Source organism: Streptomyces sp. NPDC059524 (assembly GCF_042749255.1).
Classification (GTDB): domain Bacteria; phylum Actinomycetota; class Actinomycetes; order Streptomycetales; family Streptomycetaceae; genus Streptomyces; species Streptomyces xanthii.
Genome location: NZ_JBHYTK010000038.1, coordinates 36,042 through 56,063 on the forward strand (window position 1 = coordinate 36,042; position 20,022 = coordinate 56,063).

19 protein-coding genes are annotated in these 20,022 nt (G+C 69.3%); 9 read left to right on the top strand and 10 right to left on the bottom strand.

What is annotated here, in order from left to right:
- The first annotated feature begins 55 nt into the window (after window positions 1-55).
- Window positions 56-607 (top strand): hypothetical protein, encoded by a 552-nt coding sequence (locus tag ACFW9D_RS13815; protein ID WP_384621474.1) that lies wholly within the window; start codon window positions 56-58, stop codon window positions 605-607.
- Between the two features lie 68 nt (window positions 608-675).
- Here the strand turns inward: ACFW9D_RS13815 and ACFW9D_RS13820 are convergent, their stop codons facing one another.
- From ACFW9D_RS13820 to ACFW9D_RS13840, 5 genes are all read right to left on the bottom strand, one after another.
- Entirely contained in the window at window positions 676-2,142 is a 1,467-nt protein-coding gene (locus tag ACFW9D_RS13820) for a catalase (protein WP_384621419.1), read from the bottom strand.
- A gap of 133 nt (window positions 2,143-2,275) precedes the next feature.
- Complete coding sequence (locus ACFW9D_RS13825; protein ID WP_384621421.1) at window positions 2,276-2,986, bottom strand: type 1 glutamine amidotransferase domain-containing protein; 711 nt, start codon at window positions 2,984-2,986, stop codon at window positions 2,276-2,278.
- 69 nt (window positions 2,987-3,055) lie between these two features.
- Window positions 3,056-4,645 carry a succinic semialdehyde dehydrogenase gene (locus ACFW9D_RS13830; protein ID WP_384621424.1) on the bottom strand — a complete coding sequence of 530 codons (1,590 nt, stop codon included), beginning with the start codon at window positions 4,643-4,645 and terminating at the stop codon, window positions 3,056-3,058.
- Between the two features lie 7 nt (window positions 4,646-4,652).
- Entirely contained in the window at window positions 4,653-5,579 is a 927-nt protein-coding gene (locus ACFW9D_RS13835) for an acetoacetate decarboxylase family protein (protein WP_384621427.1), read from the bottom strand.
- Window positions 5,580-5,685: 106 nt separating this feature from the next.
- Complete coding sequence (locus tag ACFW9D_RS13840; RefSeq protein ID WP_384621430.1) at window positions 5,686-6,261, bottom strand: TetR/AcrR family transcriptional regulator; 576 nt, start codon at window positions 6,259-6,261, stop codon at window positions 5,686-5,688.
- Window positions 6,262-6,559: 298 nt separating this feature from the next.
- On the opposite strand from ACFW9D_RS13840, the gene ACFW9D_RS13845 reads away from it, so the two are divergent.
- Window positions 6,560-7,480: an NAD-dependent epimerase/dehydratase family protein gene (locus ACFW9D_RS13845; RefSeq protein ID WP_384621434.1), complete on the top strand. Its 921-nt coding sequence runs from the start codon at window positions 6,560-6,562 to the stop codon at window positions 7,478-7,480.
- Here the strand turns inward: ACFW9D_RS13845 and ACFW9D_RS13850 are convergent.
- From ACFW9D_RS13850 to ACFW9D_RS13860, 3 genes are all read right to left on the bottom strand, one after another.
- Entirely contained in the window at window positions 7,444-8,526 is a 1,083-nt protein-coding gene (locus tag ACFW9D_RS13850) for a GlxA family transcriptional regulator (RefSeq protein ID WP_384621437.1), read from the bottom strand. The genes ACFW9D_RS13845 and ACFW9D_RS13850 overlap by 37 nt on opposite strands.
- An 88-nt stretch (window positions 8,527-8,614) precedes the next feature.
- The gene (locus tag ACFW9D_RS13855; RefSeq protein WP_384621439.1) at window positions 8,615-9,589 is read right to left on the bottom strand and encodes an alpha/beta hydrolase; all 975 of its coding nucleotides are present in this window, start codon (window positions 9,587-9,589) and stop codon (window positions 8,615-8,617) included.
- 511 nt (window positions 9,590-10,100) lie between these two features.
- Window positions 10,101-10,703, bottom strand: a complete 603-nt coding sequence (locus ACFW9D_RS13860) for a TetR/AcrR family transcriptional regulator (protein ID WP_384621442.1) — start codon at window positions 10,701-10,703, stop codon at window positions 10,101-10,103.
- Window positions 10,704-10,748: 45 nt separating this feature from the next.
- Here ACFW9D_RS13860 and ACFW9D_RS13865 point away from each other — a divergent pair, with 45 nt between their 5' ends.
- Entirely contained in the window at window positions 10,749-12,113 is a 1,365-nt protein-coding gene (locus ACFW9D_RS13865) for an oxygenase MpaB family protein (protein ID WP_384621445.1), read from the top strand.
- A gap of 44 nt (window positions 12,114-12,157) precedes the next feature.
- Here the strand turns inward: ACFW9D_RS13865 and ACFW9D_RS13870 are convergent, their stop codons facing one another.
- Window positions 12,158-12,493: a carboxymuconolactone decarboxylase family protein gene (locus tag ACFW9D_RS13870; RefSeq protein WP_384621448.1), complete on the bottom strand. Its 336-nt coding sequence runs from the start codon at window positions 12,491-12,493 to the stop codon at window positions 12,158-12,160.
- Between the two features lie 245 nt (window positions 12,494-12,738).
- On the opposite strand from ACFW9D_RS13870, the gene ACFW9D_RS13875 reads away from it, so the two are divergent.
- The gene (locus ACFW9D_RS13875) at window positions 12,739-13,173 is read left to right on the top strand and encodes a cupin domain-containing protein (protein ID WP_384621450.1); all 435 of its coding nucleotides are present in this window, start codon (window positions 12,739-12,741) and stop codon (window positions 13,171-13,173) included.
- Complete coding sequence (locus ACFW9D_RS13880) at window positions 13,170-14,027, top strand: aldo/keto reductase (RefSeq protein ID WP_384621453.1); 858 nt, start codon at window positions 13,170-13,172, stop codon at window positions 14,025-14,027. The genes ACFW9D_RS13875 and ACFW9D_RS13880 overlap by 4 nt, the downstream gene beginning before the upstream one ends.
- Before the next feature lie 65 nt (window positions 14,028-14,092).
- Here ACFW9D_RS13880 and ACFW9D_RS13885 read toward each other — a convergent pair whose 3' ends face one another.
- Window positions 14,093-15,007: a helix-turn-helix transcriptional regulator gene (locus ACFW9D_RS13885; protein ID WP_384621456.1), complete on the bottom strand. Its 915-nt coding sequence runs from the start codon at window positions 15,005-15,007 to the stop codon at window positions 14,093-14,095.
- Between the two features lie 226 nt (window positions 15,008-15,233).
- Here ACFW9D_RS13885 and ACFW9D_RS13890 point away from each other — a divergent pair, with 226 nt between their 5' ends.
- The 4 genes from ACFW9D_RS13890 (at window position 15,234) to ACFW9D_RS13905 (ending at window position 19,982) form a co-directional block, all read left to right on the top strand.
- Entirely contained in the window at window positions 15,234-16,211 is a 978-nt protein-coding gene (locus ACFW9D_RS13890) for an aldo/keto reductase (RefSeq protein ID WP_384621458.1), read from the top strand.
- Window positions 16,212-16,257: 46 nt separating this feature from the next.
- On the top strand, window positions 16,258-17,286 hold the full coding sequence (locus tag ACFW9D_RS13895) for a zinc-binding dehydrogenase (protein WP_384621461.1): 1,029 nt from the start codon (window positions 16,258-16,260) through the stop codon (window positions 17,284-17,286).
- A gap of 118 nt (window positions 17,287-17,404) precedes the next feature.
- Window positions 17,405-18,256 (top strand): aldo/keto reductase, encoded by an 852-nt coding sequence (locus ACFW9D_RS13900; RefSeq protein WP_384621463.1) that lies wholly within the window; start codon window positions 17,405-17,407, stop codon window positions 18,254-18,256.
- Between the two features lie 274 nt (window positions 18,257-18,530).
- Window positions 18,531-19,982 (top strand): alanine/glycine:cation symporter family protein, encoded by a 1,452-nt coding sequence (locus tag ACFW9D_RS13905; protein WP_384621466.1) that lies wholly within the window; start codon window positions 18,531-18,533, stop codon window positions 19,980-19,982.
- Window positions 19,983-20,022 lie beyond the last annotated feature (40 nt).

Below are 20,022 nucleotides of genomic sequence, written 5' to 3' on the forward strand. Positions count from 1 at the left end.
TTGGGCGCTCGCGTCACCGGCCGGTACCGTGCGACGCGGGACCGAGGGGGATGAGCTGGTGCGCCCAGTGCTGTTGGTGGATGTGGACGGACCGCTCAACCCGTATGCCGCCAAGCCTCACCGACGGCCCGAGGGCTATCAGACGCACCGCCTGCTGACCCCTCGCTGGGAGGCTGCCGAGCGGCGCTGGCTGACTGAGTGGGGGCTGCCGAACACGCGCGTGAAGCCGCTGCGGGTGTGGCTCAACCCGGATCACGGCCCAGCGCTGGACGCGCTTCCCTTCGACCTCGTGTGGGCGACAACGTGGGAAGAAGAAGCCAACACCTTCGTCGGGCCAGTCCTGGGATTGCCCGAGCTGCCCTTCATCCCCTGGCCCTCGCCGCGCACCGAGCCCGGGGACGGGGTGTTCTGGAAGACGCCTGAGATCGTCGCGTGGGCGAAAGGCCGTGCTTTCGCCTGGGTCGACGACGAAATCACAGAGGCGGACCGCACCCGGGTGAAGGATCACCACGACGGTCCCGCCCTACTGCACCAGGTCGACCCACGACGCGGCCTAACCATTGACGACTTCGCCACGCTGACGGCATGGGCAACCGGCCTCGGCTGACGCCGTAGCTGGTCAACAGGCTCTGTTTCTCGGATCGCCGGACATGAGGGCATGTCGAGCGACTGGGCTCAGGGCGCCGAATCGGCACCGCGCACGCCGTCCTGAATGCGCTTGCCGATGTCTGGGTCGATGTTCGTCCAGTACGTGAAGGCGCGCTCCAGGACCGGTTCGGTGACGCCGTTGAGGAGGTGTCCCGTCACGTTGCTCACCAGGCGGTCGCGAGCGGCGTCGTCCATCACGTCCCGCACGAGCGTCCCGGGCTGGCCCCAGTCGTCGTCCTCCGCATGAGTGACGTAGGCGGTCCGCGTGATGTCTCCGTCGGTGTACCAGCTCGGTGGGTTGCCGTAGCGCTCGGTGTCGGCGGCGGGTCCGCCCTTGGAGTTCGGTGCGTAGACCGGGTCGCTGGTCTTCCGGTACGCCATCGCGCCGTCCTTGGAGTACGTGTGGACCGGGGCGACCGGTGCGTTGACGGGCAGTTGCTGGTAGTTGGCGCCGATGCGGTGCCTGTGGGCGTCCGCGTACGAGAAGAGGCGGGCGAGGAGCATCCGGTCGGGGCTCGGGCCGATGCCGGGGACGAGGTTGTTGGGCTGGAAGGCGGCCTGTTCGATCTCGGCGTGGTTGTCGGTGGGGTTGCGGTCCAGGGTCATCCGGCCGACGGGGATGAGCGGGTAGTCGCTGTGTGGCCAGACCTTGGTGAGGTCGAAGGGGTTGAACCGGTAGCCTGCGGCGTCCTCGTACGGCATGACCTGCACGTGCAGGGTCCAGGAGGGGAAGTCGCCGTCCCGGATGTGTTCGAACAGATCACGCGTGTGGAAGTCGGTGTCGACGGCGGCCATCTGGTCGCCCTCTTCCTGCGTGAGGAACTCGATTCCCTGGTCGGTCTTGAAGTGGTACTTCACCCAGAACCGTTCGCCGGCCGCGTTGATCCACATGTAGGTGTGGGACGTGTAGCCGTTCATGTGCCGCCAGGAGCGGGGGATGCCGCGGTCGCCCATCAGCCAGGTGACCTGGTGTGCGCTCTCGGGGGAGAGGGTCCAGAAGTCCCACTGCATGTCGTGGTCGCGGAGGTTGTTGTCGGCACGGCGCTTCTGCGACCGGATGAAGTGCTGGAACTTCATCGGGTCTTTGACGAAGAAGACCGGCGTGTTGTTGCCGACCATGTCGTAGTTGCCTTCGCTGGTGTAGAACTTCACCGCGAAGCCGCGCGGGTCGCGCCAGGTGTCCGGGCTGCCCCGCTCCCCGGCAACGGTGGAGAACCTGGTGACCAGCTCGGTTGTGGTGCCGGGCTGGAAGACGGCGGCCTTGGTGTACCGGCTGACGTCGTGGGTGACCTCGAAGCGGCCGAATGCGCCGCTGCCCTTGGCGTGCGGCTGCCGCTCGGGGATCCGCTCCCGGTTGAACTGAGCCATCTGCTCGATCAGGTAGGAGTCCTGCAGCAGGATCGGACCGCCTGGCCCGACGGTCAGCGAGTGTTCGTCGCTCTCGACGGGGATCCCGGAATCGGAGGTGGTCGGTGCGGGCGTCTTCTCGCTCATGCCGAGTCCTTTGGCAGCGGATGGTCGTACAGGTGACCGACAGCGGGCGGCTGAGCAGGCCACGTCACGAGCATCAGGGGTTCGCGGGCTTCTCGCATGTCGAAGCCCGCCGCGGCGGCCGACAGCGAAGGGTTCAGGCCAGCTCCTTGGACGCATTGCCCTCGAGGGCTTCGACGACCTTCTTCGCTGTGGCCTTGGCGGAGCCCGGGTTCTGGCCGGTGACGAGGTTGCCGTCGGTCACGACGTAGGGGACGAAGGGCAGTGTCGCTTTCTCGTAGAGCGCGCCGCGCTCCTTGGCCTTCTCCTCGGCGTTGTAGGGGACCAGCTTGTCGACGCGGGCGAGGATCTCCTCGGTCCAGGCGAATCCCGTCATCTTGCGGCCGGCGATGAGGAAGGAGTTGTCGGAGAGCCGGGTGTTGAGCAGGCCGCAGTAGCCGTGGCAGACCGAGGAGACGATGCCGCCGCGCTCGAAGATCTCGCGGGTGACGCGTTGGAGGCCCTCGCTGTCGGGGAAGTCGTACATCACCGCGTGGCCGCCGGTGAAGTAGATCGCGTCGTACTGCGAAGGGTCGATCTGGTCCGGGCTTGCCGTGTTCTGGAGCAGCGCCGTCTTCTCGGAGTCGGCGCGCCAGGCCTTGGCGGTCTTGTCGTAGTTCGGGAACTTCAGCGACCGTGGTTCGAGAGGCACGGCGCCGCCGGACGGGCTGACGACTGTCTGCTCGTAGCCGTGCTCCTCGAAGACGTGCCAGGCGTGCGTGAGCTCGGAGAGCCACAGGCCGGTGGTGTGGGAGGGGTCGTCGTAGTGCCCGACGTTGGTGACGACCTCGAGGACGCGTTTGGTCATGGCTGATCTTCCTTCATGCGGAACGGGAAGTTGAGGTGGCGGTCCGTCGTGGCCGGATCCGGTGGTCGGTCAGCGGATGCCCAGGACGCGCAGCGTCTTGAACGACCGGGTCAGGATCCGTGCCCACTGCTCGGGCCCGATCCCGCGGGGCGGGTTGAAGCCCTGGAGGCGCTGGTGGGCGACGGTCTGGGCCTCGGTGTACTTGAGCAGTCCGTCGGCGCCGTGACGGCGACCGATGCCGGAGTCGCCCACGCCGCCCATGGGGGCGTCGATGCTGCCCCAGGCGGCGGCGAACGCCTCGTTGACGTTGACGGTGCCGGCGCGCAGCCGTGCCGCGACCTTGCGGGCCTCGGCGCCGTTGCGGCCCCAGACGCTCGCATTGAGGCCGTACGGCGTGGCGTTGGCCATCGCCACCGCCTCGTCGACGGTCCGGTAGCGGTAGATCGACACGACGGGGCCGAACGTCTCGTGGTCGAACAGCGTCATCTGCGGGGTCACGCCGGCCAGGATCGTCGGCTCGTGGAACAGCGGGCCGAGGTCGGGCCTGGCCCTGCCTCCGGCCAGTACGGTCGCGCCCTTCGACACCGCGTCGTCGACGTGCGAGGTGACGGTGTCGAGCTGCGAGGGGGTGGTCAGCGAGCCCATGTCCATCGAGAAGTCGTAGGCCGCCCCGAGGCGCATGGCCCGGGTGCGCTCGACGAACGCGGTGACGAACGCGTCGTGGATCTCGTCGGCGACGTAGAGCCGCTCGACGGACACGCACAGCTGCCCGGCGGAGGGGAAGCAGGCGGCGACCGCTCCGGCGGCGGCCTTCTCGATGTCGGCGTCGGCGAGGACGACCATGGCGTTCTTGCCGCCGAGCTCCAGGGACGCGCCGATCAGCCGCTCACCCGCGTCGCGCGCGATCTGGCGCCCGCTGGCGGTGGAGCCGGTGAACATCATGTAGTCCCCGCCGGCCATGAGCGCGTCTCCGATGGAACTGCCACGGCCGACCACCATCTGCCAGACGTCCCCCGGCAGTCCGGCCTCGCGCATCAGGGCCAGTGCCCACAGCGCGGTCAGCGCGGTCTGGGTGTCGGGCTTCTGCACGACGGCGTTTCCGGCCATCAGGGCCGGGATGGCGTCGCCGGCGGCCATGCTGAGCGGGTAGTTCCAGGGCGAGATGACGGTGACGACGCCCTTGGGGTGGTGCAGTTCGGTGGTGTGGGTCAGCACCGGGATCGCACCCTTGCGGCGCTTGGGTGAGAGCAGCCGCCGCGCGCTGCGGGCGTAGTAGCGGGCGGTGATCGCGATGTCGCTCACCTCGAGGAACGCGTCGCGACGGGTCTTGCCGCTCTCGGCCTGCATCAGGTCCAGGGCTTCCTCCTGTCGCTGGAGGACGAGGTCGTGGAAGCGCAGCATGATGCGTTTGCGGTCCGCGACCGGGGTGGCCGCCCAGCCGGCCTGGGCGGCGCGTGCCCGGGCGTAGGCGTCCTCGACGTCGTCGGGGGTGGAGACCGGCAGGTCCGCGAGCGGTGCGCTGGTGTACGGGGAGGTCGTGGTGACCCGCCGGGCGTGGGCACCGGCGGCCACCAGGGCGGCCAGGCGGGCGACCCGGTCAGGCGTCAGCGATGCCGGGAGGGCGGTCTGGAGGCGGCCGGTGTGCGCGGTGGTGGTCATCGCGGTCTCAGCTCCGGTCCTGGATGGAGGTGGGTACGGGCATATGCAGCGCCAGCTGGCCCTCGGTGGTGACGTCGAGCTGGATCGTCCGGATCGGCTTCAGCGAGCGAAGGTCGTCGCTCACCCGACCCTCACCGAGCTGCAGATCCAGGCCGCGGGGGAGGCGCGTGGTTCCTGAGGCGAGCATGTTGATCTGGCTGGTCGTGGAGTGCCAGGCACCGTCGAGCGTGGTGTAGGAGGTCAGGGTCGAGACGTGTGCGCCGGTGGGCCGGGCGGTCTGCTTCGGGGTGGGCGCCGACAGGGCGAGGTCGAGGCCGCCCTGGTCGTTCGCGATTCTGGCGGAGGTGCGCTCGGTGTCGATGTCGACGTCCAGCTCCGTGACCCACTTGGGGAACCCGTAGCCGTCGTGGCCGCGCACCTGCGCGATCTCGGTGTTGACGGGGAGCGAGAGGACGTAGGAGTGCAGGGAGTCGTTCTTGAGTCCGGTGACCAGGTCGAGCAGGCCCAGCCCGCCGTGCCGCGCCGGCTTGACGGCTATGCCGACCGCGGCCTCGGTGTAGAAGTCGATGTCGCACACGTCGTACCGAAAGGCCATCACCGAGACGATCCCGAGCCCCGGCACGATCTCGAGCGGGTCCAGCTCATGAGGCAGGCGGGCCCGGATCGCCCTGGTCGGCGCGAGCATCGTGAGCCGGGTCGTGGAGATGCGGTAGTAGAAGTTCGGCGTCAGCGTGGGCCCGATGCGGGAGTCCACGCGGCTCTTCGGCATGTGGCGGAAGAAGTCGACGCTGGTGACCCGTGGGTCCCGGGCGACCGCGTCGAGGTCGGTGTCCATGCGGAACCTGTCGTAGAGGCCGCCTTCAGGGACGGTGACGAGGCGCCCTCCAAGATCGACCTCCACGGTCCGTTCGTTCAGCTTGCCGGTTGATGACATGGGCTCTCTCCTCCGATGTAAGCGGCGTTAACACCGAGGGTCGCACGGGATGTGAGCACCGTCAACAATGGAAGATGTGAGGTGTGTGGCGTGAGGGTGGTGCACGTCAGGGGCTGATCGAAGTGATGGCCAGGAAGGCGCTGCGCACCTGGTCGGCCACGTCCTCGTCCGACGCGGCCCGCAGTTTGCCGTCGAGGTGCAGGCAGGCCAGTCCGTGGGCGAGCCCCCAGCCGGCGGAGGCCAGGGCCGAGGTGTCCGCTTCGGGGGTGACGCGATCGAGCGCGTCGGCCAGTAGTTCGTGCAGGTCGCCGGCGGCCTTCACTCGGGCGTCGTCCGCGTCGTCGCACGGCTTGCCGAACATCACGCGGAACAGGGCCGGGCGTCGCAGAGCGAAGGCGACGTAGGCGACGGCGAACTCCGCCAGGTCCGAGATCGAGGCGGGCAGGTCGCGCCCGTCGCCCAGGTCGGCCAGGAGGTCCCGAAATCCCTCGACGGCCAGGGCGGACTCCAGGGTGTCGCGGTCCTTGAAGTGGCGATACGGCGCGGTCGGCGATACGCCGGCCCGGCGGGCGACGGCGCGCAGCGAGAAGGGTTCGCCGCCCTCGAGCATCTCCATTGCGGCGGACAGCAGTGCCGCGCGCAGGTCGCCGTGGTGGTAGCCGCTCTTCTCTGAAGTTGACATTGCTTACTTCGTCTCCCTACGCTGTGTTAGCACCGTAAACATAGTGTACGTCCGAAGAGACCGAGGCCTGCGGGAGCGGGCCCGCACGGTGCACCGGTCGGCCGCTGTACGCGGTCGACCAGCCGGTCACCCCGCTGAACCGTCGGCACCACGCCGCCCAGGCACGGCCAACCGCCGCATCGGCTGCGTCCGTACCCCGGCCACGGCGGCCGCCCGCATCGCCACCTGGTGGCACGACACCGCTCGCTGTCGAGTCGTCGTCACCACCCGCACCATCCACATCGAGGAGACCAGCCCCATGCAGACCGTTCTCGGTGCCGGCGGACCGATCGCCGACGAGCTCGTGAACGAGCTCCACCGCAATCACACCAAGGACATCCGTCTCGTCAGCCGCAAGCCGTCGAGGGTGCACGACACCGATGAGTTCGTGGCCGCAGACCTCACCGACGCCGGCGCCACCAGCCGTGCCGTCGCGGGCAGCGACACGGCCTACCTCACCGTCGGCCTGCCCCTGGACTCAGCATTGTGGGAGCGGCAGTTCCCCGTCATCATGCGCAACGTCGTCGACGCCTGCGCCGAACACGGCACCAAGCTCGTCTTCTTCGACAACACCTACATGTATCCCGGAACGTCGACACCCCAGACCGAGTCGACGGCATTCGCACCGGGCGGACGCAAAGGACGGGTCCGCGCGGAGACCGCCACCATGCTGCTCCAGGCCATGCGGGCAGGGCGCGTCGAAGCCCTGATCGGCCGAGCGCCCGAGTTCTACGGCCCCGGCCGGACGAAGAGCTACACCAACTCGTTGGTGTTCGACCGGATCAAGGCGGGCAAGCGGCCCCTCGTCCCGGTCGATGCCCACGCCAAGCGGTCCCTGATCTGGACACCCGACGCGAGCCGCGCACTCGCCCTGCTCGGCAACACACCGGACGCCTACGGCCAGACGTGGCACCTCCCGGTCGACCCGGACCGGCGGTCCTACGCCCAGCTCATCAAGATTGCCGGTGAGATCACCGGCCGCAAGATCGGCTACACGAAGCTGCCGATGTCCGCCTTCCGCCTCGCCCGTCACTTCGTCAAGCCGCTCGACGAGATGTACGAGCTGCTCGTCCGCTACCGCGACGACAACATCTTCGACAGCTCGAAGTTCGCGGCCCGCTTTCCCGACTTCCGCGTCACGCGCTATCGGGAGGGAGTGGAGCGGATCCTCGCCGGCTGACCCGTCGGGAGGTCCTCTTGCCGGCCGGCTCGTGCCGCGATGCCGAACCGGCTGCGGTACTCCGACGGCGTGACGCCCGTGGCGCGCTGGAAGAGCCGACGGAAGTTCGAGACGTCCAGGTAGCCGACGCTGTGGGCGATCCGGCCGACCGGCTCGTCGGTCAGCTCCAGAGACTCGCGGGCTTTCGCGATGCGCGCCGCCTGGATGTACTCCGTCGCGGTCAGGCCCGTGGCCTCCTTGAACCGTCGCTGCAAGGTGCGCGGGTGCATGGCCGCGGTTCGCGCGAGACGCTCGATGGAGTGGGGCTCGTGGAGACGGGCGTGCACCTGCGCCTGCACCGCGCGAATGGCGGAGTCGCCATGCTGGAGTCGTGGCGTGAACTCCTGGTAGAGGGACTGCCGTCGACGCGGGGGGTCGGCGAGGACGAAGCGTGCCGTGTGCAGCATGACGCTGGGACCGAGCATCCGGTCGACGAGCGTGAGGCCCAGGTCGACCCACGCCAGGATCCCCGCGGCCGTCATGATGTCGACGTCGTCGATCACCATGCGTGACGCGTCCACCTGAATCTTCGGGTATCGGCGCGCCAGCTCCTCCGCGAACGCCCAGTGGGTCGTGGCGTCCCGGGAGTCGAGCAGGTGGGTCTCGGCGAGGACGAAGACGCCGGCGCACACGGCACACAGAATGGTGCCCTCGGTCCGGAGCCCGACGAGCCAAGCGGTGAGCTCTCCGACCGACGTCATCAGCTCGGGTACGACCAGGCTCGGCGGGATGACGACGTGGCTCAGGCGGTGTGCGAGCTCGGGATGAGTGTCCGAGGTGCACACCATGACCGGGCCGTCGTCGGTGGCGGACACCGACCAGGTGCTGACCCGGATCACGCTCGGAGGGTCGGCCGAATCCACCGCGTACTCGCTGGCGACACGGAAGATGTCCCGCAGGCCGTGGATAGCCGACACCTGGCAGTCGTCGTACTCCAGCAGGCCGACCTCACCGACGACCCGCGCTCCGGTCTCATCGACGTGTGGACCTGTCGCGGTCGGGCTCATCGTGTCTCCTCCGGATCCGGTTTCGGCGCAGCGATGGGCGGTAGACCCTGCCGAGTCTGCCGCCCATGTGTCTGCTGACCGGTTGTGGTCACTCCTGATGGAGAGCGTCTCGCAGCGCGTCGACGGACAGCTTCCGTGCGATGTTGGTGGCCGGGGTGTCCCGCAGGCTGTCCAGCAGCATGAAGTCGTGGACGGTCCCGCTGATGCGGACGGCGGTCACCTCGACGCCGGCCTCACGGAGCTTGTTGGCGTAGAGCTCACCCCCGTCCCGCAGGACATCGGCCTCCGCCGTGATGACGAGGGCGGGCGGCAGCCCCTCGAGGTCCGCCAGGGTCGCCCGCAGCGGGGAGGCGTACTTCTCCTCGCGCTTGGTCTCGTCGGTCGTGTACGCGTCCCAGAACCACTTCATCCCGTCGCGGGTGAGGTAGTAGTGCTCCGCGAACTGGTGGTAGGACTGCGTGTCGAAGTCCGGCCCGGTCACGGGGTAGAGCAGGATCTGCGCCTTGAGCGCGAGCCCTCCGCGGTCCTTGTTCATCTGGGCGAAGACCGCGGACATGCATCCGCCGACCGACTCGCCGGCGACGGCGACGCGGGAGGTGTCGAGGCCGTGGTCGGCGCCGTTCTCCTGCAGCCAGCGGCCGACGGCGTAGTTCTGCTCGACCTGCGTGGGGTATCCCTTCTCGGGTGCCCAGTCGTAGACCGGGAAGACGCCGGCGGCACCGGCCCCGACGGTGAGTTCGCGGAAGAGGCGGTCGTGGGTCCTGTCGTCGCCGAAGACCCACCCCGCGCCGTGGATGTAGAAGACCACCGGCAGCGGGCCCGTGGCGCCCTTGGGCTTGATGATGCGGGTACGGACGGTGCCCCACGCGCCGGCGTCGACGTCGACCCACTCCTCGTCGACATCCGGGCGCTCGACGCCCTCCCCGTTCTGCAGGTCACTGAGGATCTTGCGCCCTTCCTCGGGCGGACGCTCGTAGATCCGCGGGTGTGGATCGGTGGCTTCGGCAAGCTCCCTCGCCTCGGGCTCCAGGTACGGCGTGGTGGGGGCTGGAAGGTCGGTCATCGGTGATCATCCTTTCCGCGCAGGCCGGTCGCTTGCCTCATCGACGCTACGGACGGTTCGCACTCAGGCCGAGTGCCGCGAGCGACGCTCATCGAGGTGATCGCGACACCCGTCCTGAGGCGGGTCCGGTGACCGGAGAATTCGGGCGAGCCGAGAACAGGAGCCGCCGGGAAAACGGCCCGACGGGCTCCATCCTCAGTAGGTCCCGGTCGCAGCGCAAAACGGCTCCACCCATGGATACGGCTCGTGAATGGACACAGCGCAGCTCAGACGGAACGCTGCTCTTCCCCAAGGGTCCGCCTCGCCGGCGTTGATCGCAGTCGGTGGTGCGTCGGGCTGGGCGGTACACGCCGCGAACCTGCCTCCCGTCGGGCGCGCCCGGTTTCGCGTGGGGCGCCGTGGCGGCGATCAGGGCTCCTGCGCAAGGGTCCGGCATCAGCGCCACGGCCCTCGGCGACACCAGTGGCGAAGGGCCGGCGGGGGCATACGCGGGAACGTCCCCGCGCGTGGCTCAGTCGCTCGCCGGGGCGCCGGTCACGTAGGTGTTCGCAAGGAGCGTCAGCTCCTCGACCAGCGACGCCCTCGGAATCGGCGGCCGTTCGAGGACCCAGCGGACAGCGAGGGCCTCCATCGCCGCGACGAGAACCCACGAGCGGGTCGTGCCGCTGCGCTCGCCCGGGCCCTCACGGCCGGCGAGGTAGGCGGAGCCGAGGTCCTGGATGCGGCGGCGGAGCGCGTGGAGATGGGCGTCGCTGTAGCGGTGCGGGACCTCCTCGACGACAACGCGAAGGAGTTGCGAGTCGTGCTCCATGGCGGAGAGCAGCGCCTCCACCGTGTTCGGGACCAGGCGATCCGGCGGGTCGGTGATGTGGTCGGCGAGGGAGGCCGTCACGCGTGCGCCGGTCCGCGCCCAGAAGCGTTCCATCAGGACGCTCAGCAACTCGTCCTTGTTGCTGAAGTACTGGTAGAGGGAGCCCGGGCTGATGCCGGCCGCGTCGGCGACGCGGGTGGTCGCGAAGCGCGCGTAGCCGTCGCGGGAGAGCACCAACTGCCCCGCGGAGACGATGCGTTCGACCATCTGACGGGACCGCTCCTGCCGGGGCTCCTTGCGCATGACGCGAATGGTATGCGAGCAAGAATTCGCGTTACAACGGAACGTATGACGGACCGAAGGACACCGATCAGCGAGGACCATGACGCGGCGGGTGGTCGCAAGGACCGCACCAAGGGGCGGAACCCTGGCGGCGCCTCGCACTCCACTCCTGCCGGCCTCCCCGGCGGCTTCCCCAGTCGCTTCCGGGAGGCGGAAGCGCGCGGACGCAGGATCGCCCGCGGGCTCTTCCTGTTCGCCGACATCGACAAGGACGTGGACGAGTCCCTGATGGAGCGGGTCGGCGGCGCGCTCCTCGAACGCGACGAGTCGGGCGCGGCGCTCGCCGACGCGATGCGGCTGCCGCCCGGCGATCCCGGCCGTGTCACGCACGCGCGGATCGGTGCGGCGCTGGCCGCGGCGCCTGACGTGCCCGCGGACGTGCCGCCCGCACTGCGGGACTTCCTCGCGCAGGCCCTGACGGTGCCGGACTGGGTGGACTGGCCGCGCGTGGAGCGGGGCGCTGATGCCTACCGCTACCTCGGCCACAACGCCGGCGACGTACTCACTTTGCTGTCGCTGATCGGCGGCTACCGCTTCGGCGGGCCGCCCGAACTTCTCGTCCTCACAGGCGGGTTGACCGGTAGTACGACACTGCGGCGTCTCGGCGAGACGACGAAGTGGGCCAACGCCGTGACCCGCCCCGGCGGCCTGCGACCCGGCGCGGAAGGCTGGCGGCTCACGGTGCACGTACGGGCCATGCACGCGCTGGTGAACGCCCGCTTCGCGCCACGCTGGGACACGGCCCGCTGGGGGTATCCCATCAACCAGGCCGACCAGGCAGGCACGCTCGGCCTGTTCGACGCGACGGTGATCGTCGGCTGCCTAGGCCTCGGCGTACGCCTGACGCGGGCGCAGCGGGACGACCTGATGCACCTGTGGCGGTACGTGGGATGGCTGATGGGTGTCGCGCCCGAGTGGCTGACGGACGACGAGAACGAACGCCACCGCTTCAACCGTCACATCCTGCTCGCCGCGGCCGGGCAGTCGCAGGCCGGCCGCGACCTGGCCCGGCAGACCCTGGACGCCCAGGCGGAACGGGACTTCGGCCACCGCACCCCGGCCGTGCAGCGGCTCAGGCAGCGCTACGAGCGGGCCCGCCAGGCGAGCCTCCTCACCGTCTTCGTGGGCCGTAGCGGCATGCGCGAGCTGGGGTTGCGGAGCCGACTGCCGTGGGCGCTGCTGCTCGCACTCGCGGACAACACGGTCCGGTACCGGGTGCTCGGCCGGCTGCCGGGCGGCAGGCGGTGGCTCGTATCAAGGGGGGCGCGGGTGCAGGAACGGCAGATGGCGTCGATGTTCCACGGCGGTCCTGCGGCGGTGGGACGCCTGCCCGGCGCAGGGGACGGCAGTAGCAGTACTCCTGACTCCTGAAGTGCCCATCCGGCCGACGTGGCAGCCGAGCCTGGTGGGCGTGCTCACTCCTGCTGCTCCACGATGCTCTTCAGCACGCTCGTCGCACCCATGCCGTTGGGCCATCCGGAGTAGAACGCCAGGTGCAGCAGGGCCTCCTGCAACTCCTCGTCGGTGACACCGTTCCGGCGGGCGAAGGAAAGGTGGAACTTGAGCTGATCCGTCTTCCCGAGAGCGGTCAGCGCGGCGACGGTGACAAGGCTGCGATCGCGCTTGGACAGGCCCTCGCGCTCCCAGACCTCATCGAAGAGGACCCGGTCGGTGTAATGGACCATTCCCGATGCGAAGTCGCCGAAGGCGTTCTTCCCGCCGGTCCAGCCGGTGCCCGTGTTCTCGGTCATTGTCTCTCCCTGTCCTCGCCGACGTCCGTCGAGCGCTTCTCGACGTGCTGCGCCCATGACATCGCCACACATGCGGAGTGGGGGAGTCCCTGGTGAAGGACGTACTGGCAGGGCATCCCTCACAGGCGTTTCGCGCTTTAGCGTGGAAAGCATGGACGCCAGGAACACAGCCCGGGAGTTCCTCATGTCACGTCCCGTAACAACGCCGAGCACATGGCCTACGTCAGCTGAACGGAAAGAAAGAAATGACAGTCGACGGATTCGACCAGATCTTCCCTCTCGGGGAGAAGAACGACGCCTACGCGCAGTACTTCACCGGCCAGAGCTATCTGGCTCCGCTCGCTTCGGGGAGTGTCCCCGTCAGCAACGTCTCCTTCGAGCCGGGCTGCCGCAACAACTGGCACATCCACCACGGCACGGGCGGCGGCGGTGACCAGATCCTGCTGTGCACGGCGGGCAGCGGCTGGTACCAGGCCGAGGGCGAGGAACCCACCAGCATGGAGCCCGGAACGGTGGTCCGCGTCCCCGCGGGCACGAAGCACTGGCACGGCGCGAAGGCCGACTCGTGGTTCTCCCACGTCGCCTTGATCACCCCGGGCGAGAGCGTGAGCAACGAATGGCTCGAACCCGTCACCGACGAGGTGTACGGGCAGCTGCCGAGGAACGGAGCGGACGCATGACCATCCTGAACGAGACCTACACGCTGCCCCACGGCGTCGAGATCCCCAAGCTGGGGCTCGGCACCTGGTTCATCGACGACGACAAGGCGGCCGAGGCGGTCCGCGCCGCCGTGGAGATCGGCTACCGCAACATCGACACCGCCCAGGCCTACGGCAACGAGCGCGGTGTCGGCGAAGGCGTGCGCACCGCCGGCGTAAGCCGCGACAAGCTGTTCGTCTCGACCAAACTCGCCGCCGAGATCAAGGACCACGACCAGGCCGTCGCCTCGATCGACGGGTCACTGGACAAGCTCGGGACCGAGTACATCGACCTGATGCTCATCCACAGCCCGCAGCCCTGGGACGACTTCCGCGGCGGGGACTACGCCAAGGGCAACCGCGAAGCCTGGCGCGCGCTCGAAGAAGCGCACCGAGCCGGCAAGATCCGCGCCATCGGCGTGTCCAACTTCCAGCAGCGGGACCTGGACAACCTCCTGCAGGACGCGACCGTCGTGCCACACGTCAACCAACTGCTCGTCCACGCCGGAAACACTCCCTCGGAGCTCCTGGACTACTGCGAGAGCAAGGAGATCCTGGTCGAGGCCTACTCGCCGATCGCGCACGGAGCGATCCTGGACAATGCCGAGGTCCGGGCGATGGCGGAGAAGTACGGGGTGTCCGTCCCGCAGTTGTGCATCCGCTACACCCTGCAACTGGGCACCGTGTCGCTGCCCAAGACGTCGAACCCTGACCACATGCGCTCCAACGCCGAGGTCGACTTCGAGATCTCCGGTGACGACATGGACGCTCTGCGGGGCCTGCGCGACGTGGACTACGGCGAGCACCGCGCCTTCCCCGTCTACAGCGGGAAGTGACTCCGGACGGGCGCCACCCCACGAGGGTCTGATCCATCGACCGCCCTCCGGCACGCATCGTCCGATCAGTTGCTGCGGGGATATGGCCTGATGCCTTCCGCGGCCGGCGAAGAACGGGTCTGTTGCGGGTCGGACATGTCCAGCAGGAGCAGGGCGTCGTGGTCGGGGGTGCCGGGCTCGGCCGTGTAGACGCCGATGCGCTGGCCGGGGGTGCCCTCGACGTGCAGGGACTGCGAAGTGAGGGTGATCGTGCCGACCAGCGGGTGGTGGAACGTCTTGTGGGCGGGCTTGCGGCCGGTGACCTCGTAGCGTTCCCACAGGCCCGCGAAGTCGGGGCTCTTGAGGAGGAGTTCGCCCACGAGGTTGGTGAGGTCGGGGGCGTCGGGCGCGGTGCCCGCGATGGCGCGGAGCCGGGCGACGCACGCGGTGATCTGACGCTCCCAGTCGGGGAAGAGGTCACGCGCGGCGGGGTGGAGGAAGAAGTAGCGGGCCAGGTTGCGGTGCTTGGCGGGCCAGTCGTCCAGGCCCGCGTACAGAGCGAGGCCGCCGGGGTTCCAGGCGAGCATGTCCATGCTGCGGCTGATGACGTACGCGGGGTTCGGGCGCAGGGACTCGAGCAGCAGCTTGAGGTGGGGGCGCACGGTGCGGCTGGGCGCCGGCGGGGGTTCGGAGACGTACCGGGCGGCGCGGGCGGCGAGCTCACGCAGGTGCTGGTGTTCCTGGTCGTCCATGCGCAGGGCGCGGGCGAGCGAGTCGAGGACGGCCGGACTGGGCCGGGTCTCCCTGCCGCGCTCCAGGCGGACGTAGTAGTCGATGCTGATGCCGGCGAGGGTGGCCAGCTCCTCACGGCGCAGGCCGGGCGTGCGGCGGATGCCGGCGCCGACGGTGAGGCCGACGTGTTCGGGGCTGGTCTGGGTGCGGCGGGCGCGCAGGTAGCGGCCCAGCTCGGCGCCTTCGCTGTGCGCGCTCGTCGATGCCATGACTCCAGTCTCACCCGCCCGGCGCCCGCCACGCAGAGCGTAGAGGGGCCCTGTCATTACCCCCGAACAGCCCGCCCTGCCACAGCGGCGGGATCGGGGTGAAAGTGAAGGTCGAAGACGTCGGCTCCCTCACCACCGCGCCGCTCCTGCCCGGCACGACCTGCCGGGCCGGGCAGGAGCGGCAAGAGTGAGGGGGCGGGCGACACGATCGACCGGAGAAGGCGAGATGCGCTACATCAAGCTGCGTGACCTGGAGGTTTCCCGGATCGGGCTGGGCGCCATGGGCATGTCCCACGGCTACACCGGCGCCGGTACCGACGACGCGGAGTCGATCAGGACCGTGCACCGGGCGCTGGACCTGGGCGTCACCCTCATCGACACCGCCGAGATCTACGGCCCCTACGTCAACGAGGAGCTGCTCGGGAAGGCGCTGAAGGGGCGGCGGGACCAGGTGGTGCTCGCCACCAAGTTCGGCCTAGTCTCGCACGGCGGAGACGGCGCGTGGAACCTCGACTCCGGTCCCGCCAACATCCGCACCGCCGTCGAAGGCTCCCTGAAGCGGCTGGGCACCGATCACATCGACCTCTACTACCAGCACCGCGTCGACCCGAACACGCCGATCGAGGAGACCGCCGGCGCCGTGGGCGAGCTGATCGCCGAGGGCAAGGTGCGGGCCTTCGGGCTCTCCGAGGCGGGTCCGGACACGATCCGCCGCGCCCACGCCGTCCAACCGGTCACGGCGGTCCAGTCCGAGTACTCGCTGTTCACGCGTGGTGTCGAGGAGCGGGTGCTGCCCGCCCTGCGGGAGCTGAACATCGGACTGGTGCCGTTCTCACCGCTGGGCCGCGGCTTCCTGACCGGCACGGTGCGCTCCACCGACCAGTTCGACGCGGACGACTTCCGGCGCGACAACCCCCGTTTCACCGGCGAGAACTTCCGGCGCAACCTGGCGCTCGCCGACGAGGTCAAGGCCCTGGCCGAGGAGGCCGGTGCCACGCCCGGCCAGGTGGCGCTCGCCTGGCTGCTCGCTCAGGGCGAGGACATCGCTCCGATCCCCGGCACCAAGCGCGTCAGCCGCGTCGAGGAGAACACCGCCGCCGACACCGTCACGCTGACCGCCGAGCAGCTCGCAAGGCTCTCCAGCCTGCCGCCCGCAGCCGGCGCCACCCACACCGAAGCCCAGGCCCGCCTGCTCGAACGCTGACCCCGCCGTCCCGAACCAGCAACCCCCGTCTGGAGCAATACCCGCCATGCGCGCAGCAGTGATGTACGGAGCCGGCGACGTCCGCGTCGAGGACCGGCCCGACCCGAAGATCGTCGACTCGACCGACGCCGTCGTACGCACGCTCGCCGCCTGTGTGTGCGGCAGCGACCTGTGGCCCTACGGCTCCATGCCCGCCACCGATACCGGCCGCCCCATGGGCCATGAGTTCCTGGGCGTCGTCGAGGAGACGGGCACGGATGTGACCGGCCTGAAGACCGGTGACCTGGTCGTCGCCCCGTTCACGTACAGCGACAACACCTGCGACTACTGCGCCAAGGGGCTGCAGATCTCCTGCCGCAACGGCGGCCGGTACGGCTTCGACCATGTGGACGGCGGGCAGGGCGAAGCCGTCCGCGTCCCCTACGCGGACGGCACGCTGGTGAAGCTGCCGGTGGCCGCCGACTCGGCGCTGTTGCCGTCGCTGCTCACTCTCTCCGACGTGATGACCACCGGCCACCACGGTGCCGTCACCGCCGGCGTCGGCCGCGGCGATGCGGTGCTCGTGGTCGGAGACGGCGCGGTCGGGCTCTGTGCCGTGATCGCCGCCAAACGACGGGGTGCCGAGCGGATCGTGCTCGCGGGCCGTCACGAATCCCGCACCACACTGGGCCGGCACTTCGGCGCCACCGACGTGGTCGCCGCACGCGGCGAGGAAGGCATCGCCCGGATCCGAGAGCTGACCGGCGGCGTCGACAAGGTGATCGAAGCCGTCGGCACCCGCCCGGCACTCGACACCGCGCTCGGCGCGATCCGGGACGGCGGCACCATCAGCCGCCTCGGCGCCCCCCAGTACGAGCAGGGCCCGATCGGCCGGGCCGTCTTCATGCGCAACATCACCTTGACCGGCGGCGCCAGCCCCGCCCGCGCCTACATCGAGCAGCTGTTGCCCGACGTCCTGGACGGCACCATCGCTCCCGGTCGTGTCTTCGACCAGACCTTCCCCCTCGATCAGACGCCGGATGCCTACCGGGCCATGGCCGACCGTCAGGTCCTCAAGGCCCTCATCCGCCCGTGACCACGTCTGCGGCACGTCCACCGGAGCCTGGCTTGCTCCCACTGCGGGTAGAAGCGGTCCCTCGCACCCGCCACTCCCGCTCACCGATCAACCCCGAACACTTCGAAGGAAGACCCTCATGCAGTACGTGACCTTGAACAACGGCGTCGAGATGCCCCTGCTCGGCTTCGGCGTCTACCAGATTCCCGCGGAGGACACCGAACGCGCCGTTTCCGAGGCCCTGGTCGCCGGCTACCGCCTGCTGGACACGGCCGCGGCCTACGGCAACGAGGAAGCCGTCGGCCGCGCCATCAAGTCCAGCGGCATCCCGCGCGAGGACCTGTTCGTCACCACCAAGCTGTGGATCCAGGACGCGCCCGCCCAGGACAACGCCCGCCGCGCCTTCGAGACGTCCCTGACCAAGCTGGGCCTGGACCACCTCGACCTCTACCTCATGCACCAGCCCTACGGCGACGTCTACGGCCAGTGGCGGGCCATGGAAGCCCTGAACCGTGAGGGCGCGGCCAAGGCGATCGGTGTCGCCAATTTCTACCCCGACCGCCTGCTCGACCTGATCGTCAACAACGAGATCACCCCGGCCGTCAACCAGATCGAGACCCACCCCTTCGTCCAGCGCGCCGACTACCAGACCCTCATGCGCGAGCACGGCGTGCAGATCCAGTCCTGGGGCGGCTTCGCCGAAGGCAGGAACAACCTGTTCACCGACCCGCTCCTCGCCGACATCGGCAAGGAGCACGGCAAGTCCGTGGCCCAGGTCGTCCTGCGCTGGCTCACCCAGCGAGGCGTCGTCGCCATTCCCAAGTCCGTGCGCGCCGAGCGCATGGCAGAGAACTTCGACATCTTCGACTTCCGGCTCACCGATGAGCAGATGGACAGGATCGCCACCCTCGACACCGGCAGCTCCCTCTTCTTCGACCATCACGACCCCGAGATCGTCACCTGGCTCGCCGCGCGCCGCCTGGACGCCTGACCACGTGCCCCGGGGCGAGCACGAGACCGAAGGCCAACAGCCGGTCGCTCCGTCGGGGAGTGGTTCTGGTGAAGTCCCGGGAGCGCGTCGGTGCGAGTCCGTCAGGGACGGGTGTCAGGGGTGGCGGTCCAGGCACGTATCGGCGCCCTCCGGGTGGCCAGAACACTAATATGTGATCACAGATCACACAAGGGTTCCGGTGAGCCCCCGCAGCGCGTAGAGTGCCGCCCGTCTTCCGGGGACGGGTGTCACCGAGCCACTGGAGACACCGCCCATGGAAATGCTGTCCACGATCAGCGGCTGGATATGGAATCCGCTGGCCTATGTCGCCCTCGGGATCGGCGTGCTGTTCACGCTGCTCACCAAGGGCGTCCAGTTCCGCCGCTTCCCCGACATGCTGCGACACCTGCGCTCCGGCGAGGCGGGGGAGGGAGGCCTCACCTCGCTGCAGACCCTCGCCCTGTCCCTGTCCAGCCGGATCGGCGTCGGCTCTATCGCCGGGGTCGCCACGGCCGTCGCCGCCGGTGGCCCCGGCGCCCTCTTCTGGATGGTGATCACCGCACTGCTCGGCTCCACCTGCGCGTACGCCGAGTCCGTCCTCGCGCAGGTCTACAAGCGCCGGGTGCGCGACGAGGACCGCGGCGGCATGCCGTACTACATCAAGTACGGCCTCAAGGCCCCCTGGCTCGCCACCGTCGTCGCGGTGGCGACCCTCATCGGCTACGGCTTCGTCTTCCCCGGCGTCCAGGCCAACAACATCGCCTCCAGCGCCGAGCTGGCCTTCGGAGTCGACGGTCCCGTCGTCGGACTCGTGGTCGCCGCCGTCCTCGGACTGGTCATCGTGGGCGGCACGCGCCGCATCGTGAAGGTCGTCGAGGCCGTCGTCCCGTTCGTGGCGCTCCTCTACGTCCTCAGCGCCCTGGTGATCATCGCGCTCAACATCGAGAAGGTGCCGGACGCCCTCGTGCTCGTCGTCTCCAGCGCCGTGGGCAAGGACCAGGTCTTCGGCGGCATCGTCGGCTTCGCAGTCGCCTGGGGCGTGCGCCGCGCGGTGTTCGCCTCCGCCACCGGCCTGGGCGAGGGCACCTTCGCCGCGGCCGCCGCCACCGTCTCCCACCCCGGCAAGCAGGGCATCGTCCAGGCCTTCAGCATCTACATCGACATCCTGCTGATCTGTACCGCGAGCGGACTGCTCCTCGTCGTCACCGGCGCCTACAACGTCACCGACCCGGCCGGCGGCTACCTCGTCGAGAACGTGCCGGGCGCGGTTGCGGGCCCCAACTACATGCAGGAGGCCATCGATTCGAGCCTGCCCGGCTGGGGCTCCGGCTTCGTCGCGGTGGCCGTGACGATGTTCGCGTTCATCTCGATGGTGTTCTTCTTCTACGTGGCCCAGACAAACCTCGTGTTCCTGCTGGGGGAGCGGCGCAGCAGGCTGTGGGAGGCGCTCGTCAAACTCGGCACGCTCGGCATCGCGTTCACCGGCACCACCGTGACAGCCGACGCCATGTGGGCGGCCGGCGACATCGGCTACGGCATCCTCGGCTGGCTCAACATGGGCGCCGTGCTCCTGCTGATCCCCGTCGTCCACAAGGTCATCCGCGACTACGACCGGCAGCGGCGTGCGGGCCTCGATCCGGTCTTCGACCCGGAGCGGCTCGGCATCAAGGGCGCCGAGTACTGGGTCGAGGAGCCGGCCGAGGTCGCCGAACCCGACCGCGTCTGACCCGGCGATACGAAAGGGCGGGGTGGCGGTGCTCTACGGC

Coding starts and splice junctions, on each gene's coding strand:
- ACFW9D_RS13820 (WP_384621419.1), bottom strand. CDS start 2,142: ATGAGCGAGAAGACGCCCGCACCGACCACCTCCGATTCCGGGATCCCC.
- ACFW9D_RS13825 (WP_384621421.1), bottom strand. CDS start 2,986: ATGACCAAACGCGTCCTCGAGGTCGTCACCAACGTCGGGCACTACGAC.
- ACFW9D_RS13830 (WP_384621424.1), bottom strand. CDS start 4,645: ATGACCACCACCGCGCACACCGGCCGCCTCCAGACCGCCCTCCCGGCA.
- ACFW9D_RS13835 (WP_384621427.1), bottom strand. CDS start 5,579: ATGTCATCAACCGGCAAGCTGAACGAACGGACCGTGGAGGTCGATCTT.
- ACFW9D_RS13840 (WP_384621430.1), bottom strand. CDS start 6,261: ATGTCAACTTCAGAGAAGAGCGGCTACCACCACGGCGACCTGCGCGCG.
- ACFW9D_RS13845 (WP_384621434.1), top strand. CDS start 6,560: ATGCAGACCGTTCTCGGTGCCGGCGGACCGATCGCCGACGAGCTCGTG.
- ACFW9D_RS13850 (WP_384621437.1), bottom strand. CDS start 8,526: ATGAGCCCGACCGCGACAGGTCCACACGTCGATGAGACCGGAGCGCGG.
- ACFW9D_RS13855 (WP_384621439.1), bottom strand. CDS start 9,589: ATGACCGACCTTCCAGCCCCCACCACGCCGTACCTGGAGCCCGAGGCG.
- ACFW9D_RS13860 (WP_384621442.1), bottom strand. CDS start 10,703: ATGCGCAAGGAGCCCCGGCAGGAGCGGTCCCGTCAGATGGTCGAACGC.
- ACFW9D_RS13865 (WP_384621445.1), top strand. CDS start 10,749: ATGACGGACCGAAGGACACCGATCAGCGAGGACCATGACGCGGCGGGT.
- ACFW9D_RS13870 (WP_384621448.1), bottom strand. CDS start 12,493: ATGACCGAGAACACGGGCACCGGCTGGACCGGCGGGAAGAACGCCTTC.
- ACFW9D_RS13875 (WP_384621450.1), top strand. CDS start 12,739: ATGACAGTCGACGGATTCGACCAGATCTTCCCTCTCGGGGAGAAGAAC.
- ACFW9D_RS13880 (WP_384621453.1), top strand. CDS start 13,170: ATGACCATCCTGAACGAGACCTACACGCTGCCCCACGGCGTCGAGATC.
- ACFW9D_RS13885 (WP_384621456.1), bottom strand. CDS start 15,007: ATGGCATCGACGAGCGCGCACAGCGAAGGCGCCGAGCTGGGCCGCTAC.
- ACFW9D_RS13890 (WP_384621458.1), top strand. CDS start 15,234: ATGCGCTACATCAAGCTGCGTGACCTGGAGGTTTCCCGGATCGGGCTG.
- ACFW9D_RS13895 (WP_384621461.1), top strand. CDS start 16,258: ATGCGCGCAGCAGTGATGTACGGAGCCGGCGACGTCCGCGTCGAGGAC.
- ACFW9D_RS13900 (WP_384621463.1), top strand. CDS start 17,405: ATGCAGTACGTGACCTTGAACAACGGCGTCGAGATGCCCCTGCTCGGC.
- ACFW9D_RS13905 (WP_384621466.1), top strand. CDS start 18,531: ATGGAAATGCTGTCCACGATCAGCGGCTGGATATGGAATCCGCTGGCC.